Genomic DNA, 4,296 nt, shown 5'->3' with positions numbered 1-4,296 from the left:
CGACGCCCACCCGGAAGCCGAGGGCGCCGAGGCCGGCCGCGATCTCGTACCCGATTCCCTTGTTCGCGCCGGTGACCAGCGCGGTCTTCGCTTCGCTCATGTCTCGATGCTCGCTCGCCGAGCGGGGGTGGTGCCAACACCGATGCGGTGGGCTGTGATACCCGGCGGGTATGACCGGGTCTACGCTTCGGACATGGAGGCGTTGGAGACCCGTGAGCTGCGGTATTTCATGGCCGTCGCGGAGGAGCTGCACTTCGGCCGTGCCGCCGAGCGGCTCGGCATGGCCCAGCCGCCGCTGTCGCGGGCGATCCAGCGGCTGGAGCGGCGCCTCGGGGTCGTGCTGCTGGCCCGCGACCGCCGGGGCGTCTCCCTGACCGGCGCCGGTGAGGTGCTGCTGCACGAGGGCCGGGTGGCGCTCGACGCGGCCACCGCCGCCGCCCGCCGCACCCGCCGCGCGGGCGACGCCGGCGGTGCGGGCGGCACCCGTGACCGCCTGGTGCTGGCGGTGAAGGCCGCGGCCTCCCACGACCTGCTGCAGAAGCTCCTCGGCGCCTATGCGGCCGAGCCCGGCGCGGCCGAGATCGAGGTGCTGCCCAGCGGGATGTGCGAGCAGGAGGAGATGCTGCGCGACGGCCGCGCCGACGTGGCCCTGATGCACGCCCCGTTCAACTCCCTCGCCGGGTTCGACCACGAGGAGCTGATGAGCGAGGGGCAGATCGCCGTACTGCCCGCCGGGCACCCGCTCGCCGCCCGCGCGACCCTCACCCTGGCCGACATCACCGATGTGCCCGGCCTGCCGCACGCCCGCTGGCCCCGCGACGGCTCGTATCCACCGGGGCCGGGCCCCGAGATCCACGACCAGACCCAGTTGGCCCAACTGATCGCGCTGGGCCGCACGATGGCCGTCTTCCCCGAGTCCGCCCGCGCCTGGCTGTGGTCCGAGCACGCCGCCGTACCCCTCACCGACGCGCCCCCGGTCGTCACCCACATCGCCTGGCCCGCGCACAGCCGCTCGGTCGCCCTGGCCGGTCTGATCCGTACGGCGACCCGGCTCTGACGGTGCCAGACTGGTCGTGTGACGGACCCGGACCGGCGGCTTGAGCAGACCATCATGCGCCTGCTGGAACAGCGCGCCGACACCTCCTCGATCTGCCCCTCCGACGCTGCCCGCGCGGCCTACGAGGGTGACGACGACGGCTGGCGGGACCTGATGGAACCGGCCCGCCGGGCGGCCTGGCGGCTGGTCGCGGCCGGTGAGGTCGAGGTGACCCGCTCCGGGCAGCCGGTCCAGGAGTCCGAGGCGCGCGGGCCCGTCCGCATCCGCCGCGCACGCCGGTGACGCGCCCCCTCCTCCCGACGGCCTGGGGTCAAACTCCCCTGGTTTGCCCTACCGTTGGCGCATGGCTCTGCATCACCACAGTGACCGGCCGTGGCGTGTGCGAGTGGACGACGAGGAGCGCAGGCCCTGTGGCGCCGGAGTGCTGCTGGACGACCGGCACGTGCTGACCTGCGCCCATGTGGTGCGGGACGCCGGGGCGGCGCCCGGCGGCACCACGTCCCGCCTGCGGATCACCAGCGTGGCGTGCCGCCCGGAGTGGAGCCGTACCGCCTACGTGGCGCCGGGCACCTGGGTGCACGAGGAGGGCACGCAACGCGGGGACGTGGCACTGCTCGAACTCGACGAGCCGGCCGGATGCGGCATCCGGACCAGGCTGTGGAAGGCGCCCATCTCCGGCGGCACGGTCCAGGTGTACGGGTTCCCGCGGGACGCGCCGTTCGGCATGGGCGCCGACGCCCGGCTGGCGGGGTCCGGTCACCGGCAGGGCGAGTGGGGCCAGTTGAGCCGGATGCGCGAGGGCGTCCCCTGGATCGAGCCGGGGTACTCCGGCGCGGGCGCGATGGCGGTGGGCGGGGAGTTCGACGGCCATGTGATCGGCATCGTGGTGGCCGACTACGTCAACGGCGACGAGAAGGCGGCCTGGATGCTGCCGACCGAGACGATCCTCCGGTACCTCCCCACGATCGAGGAGTTCACCGGCGGCGACCGCAACGACGAACTGGGTGCCACACGCGGCGAGTTGCCCGCTGACGTCCTCGGTGACCCGCTGCGGCTGGCGCTGACCCAGGAGCTCACCCGGCTGCTGGACAGCGGCTGGTCCGGCACCGCCGTCGTCGGCACCGGCGGCACGACCGCCGTGGGCGACTCCTGGCTGGTCCGGCTGGTGCGCACGGCCGACCCGGCGGCCCGCGTCGGTGTCACGGACGCCGAGCTGACCGACTCCCCCGGCGACACGGTCCTCGGGCTCGGCACCATCGACGCGGCCTACGACGCCCGCGGCAGGTCGGTCGGCGACTTCGCCGGCTACCTCACCCGCCGCTTCGGGCTCCCCGGCGGCGACCCCCACGAAGTCCGGCGGCAACTGCTGCGCCGCAGGCCACCCGCCTGTCTGGTGGTGGGCGGGGTCGACCGGGCCCAGGACCCCGAGGCCCTCGTGGATCAGTTACTGGGCCGGCTGGCCGCCCGCGCCCGCCCCCGAGGTCTCCGTCTCGTCCTCGGCTTCGAGGGCACACCCCCGCCCCACCTGGCCCACGACGTCTCCCTGGACCCCGAACCGCTGCGCGGGGACCCCGCTCGCAGCGTCAGCGCCGTCGAGGTCCAGGCGGCCGTCGGCCGGCTCGCCGCACAGGAGGAGGCCGCCTCGGCGCTCCAGTTGGAGTGGGGCGTCCGGTTCTTCGCCGCGCCACGGCTGCCGCCGCTGGCCGCGCCCCGCCTACGGGTCCGGCTGGCGGTGGCCCGTGCGACCGGGCCCAACTCCGAACTCAGCGCGATCCACGACCAGGCCGCCCACGCCCGCGCCGCCCTGACCCGGTTCGAGCACGGCCTGCGCCGCATGGCCACGGCCCATGAGGACCTCACGACCTCCCTGGAACTCCACCGCGTCCGGGCCGCCCGGTACTTCGGCGAGGAGGACCGCCCGCTCGCCGAACGCCACGCCCCGGCCGCGCGTGCCCTCCAGACCGAGCCGGTCGACCTCGGGGCCGCCCGCGAGCTGGTCCGGCGCTACGTCGACGAGGTGAACCGCCGGTTCGAGGAGAGGTGACGGGTGACGACGAGCCGCCAACGGTGCAACCGTCCCGACTGCGGGCGCGGCACCATCGACGAACAGGGCTTCTGCGACCGGTGCGACCGGCTGCCCCTGCCGCAGGGCGGCACGGGGCCCGAGCCCCCGGCGCGGACCGGCGCGAGCGCGGGCGTGGCGCAGGTCCGCCCCGACCCCTGGTACGGCCTCGGCCTGGTCGACCCGGTCCAGGCCCCGGAGGCCCTCCAGGTCCCGGACGTGCCCTCGGAGCCGGTGGCCGAGCAGCACCGTTTCTGCCCCAACCCGGTGTGCGGGCAGCCGGTCGGCCGCGGCCACGACGGCGAGCCGGGCCGGATCAGCGGTTTCTGCCCCCAGTGCGGCACCGGCTTCGACTTCGCCCAGCCGGGCGGCTTCACCATCGCCGACCGCTACGAGGTCCGGCGCACCCTCGGCTCCGGCGCGTACGGCGCCGCCTACCTCGCCCACGACCGCAACCTGGCGACCGACGTCGTCCTCAAGGCGCTGCACAAGTCGGTGGCCAAGACCGCGCTGCACGAGCGGGACATCCTGGTCGAACTGCGGCACGACAGCATCGTCCGCATCCTCGGCTACGAGGAGGAGGGCCCGCACCTGGTCCTCGAGTACGTCCCCGGCGAACCGCTCGCGGCCCGCCCCGGTGACCGTCTCGAAACCCTGCTGGCTCACGGCGTGCGCGTCCTCCAGGCGCTCGACTACCTGCACGCGCGCGGCCTGCTGCACTGTGACGTCAAGCCGCTGAACATCATCCGCTTCCGGGAGGAGAACCCGGCGGGCGCGCTCGACCGGGTGCGGCTCATCGACTTCGGCGCGGTGCGCAGCCAGACCAAGGACACCGGCCCGGTAGTGGCGTTCACCAGGGCATACGCTCCCCCGGAGTCCGACCCGGAGCATCTGCGCCCCACTCCCGGCTTCGACCTCTACGGCCTCGGCATGACCCTCCGCGAGGTCTGCCGCTCCTACGGGACCGACCGCTCCGCTCCCGGCGTCGATTCCCTCCACCTGCTGCTGGAGCGCGCCACCCATCCCGAGCCGTGGCGGCGGTTCGGATCGGCCCGCCAGTTCGCGGAGCAACTCAGCGGTGTCGTACGGCAAGTGGTGGCAGCCCCTCCCACGTGCCGCCAAGTGACGCGCCTCTCCGCCCTGTTCGGCCCCGCGCCCGAGCCCCTGCACGGCGGCC

Annotated in this window: 4 protein-coding genes and 1 pseudogene; 4 read left to right on the top strand and 1 reads right to left on the bottom strand. The window is 74.6% G+C overall.

Translation table 11 applies throughout. The annotated features are described in order from the left end of the window. Window positions 1-100, bottom strand: a pseudogene (locus CCN33_RS33275) (dehydrogenase); the annotation flags it as partial. A gap of 93 nt (window positions 101-193) precedes the next feature. Between CCN33_RS33275 and CCN33_RS26760 the strand changes: the two are divergent. From CCN33_RS26760 to CCN33_RS26745, 4 genes are all read left to right on the top strand, one after another. Beyond that, window positions 194-1,057 carry a LysR family transcriptional regulator gene (locus CCN33_RS26760; protein ID WP_086696018.1) on the top strand — a complete coding sequence of 288 codons (864 nt, stop codon included), beginning with the start codon at window positions 194-196 and terminating at the stop codon, window positions 1,055-1,057. An 18-nt stretch (window positions 1,058-1,075) separates the two neighbouring features. Beyond that, the gene (locus tag CCN33_RS26755; RefSeq protein WP_279628214.1) at window positions 1,076-1,339 is read left to right on the top strand and encodes a DUF3253 domain-containing protein; all 264 of its coding nucleotides are present in this window, start codon (window positions 1,076-1,078) and stop codon (window positions 1,337-1,339) included. A 61-nt stretch (window positions 1,340-1,400) separates the two neighbouring features. After that, on the top strand, window positions 1,401-3,101 hold the full coding sequence (locus CCN33_RS26750; protein WP_086696017.1) for a trypsin-like serine peptidase: 1,701 nt from the start codon (window positions 1,401-1,403) through the stop codon (window positions 3,099-3,101). Window positions 3,102-3,104: 3 nt separating this feature from the next. After that, window positions 3,105-4,296, top strand: a 1,192-nt coding sequence (locus CCN33_RS26745) for a protein kinase domain-containing protein (RefSeq protein ID WP_167387958.1), incomplete at its 3' end; no start/stop codon positions are given.

The organism is Streptomyces recifensis (assembly GCF_002154615.1).
Taxonomy (GTDB): Bacteria; Actinomycetota; Actinomycetes; order Streptomycetales; family Streptomycetaceae; genus Streptomyces; species Streptomyces griseoluteus.
The sequence above is the reverse complement of the archived record's forward strand: the minus strand, read 5'-3'. Positions and strand labels throughout refer to the sequence as shown.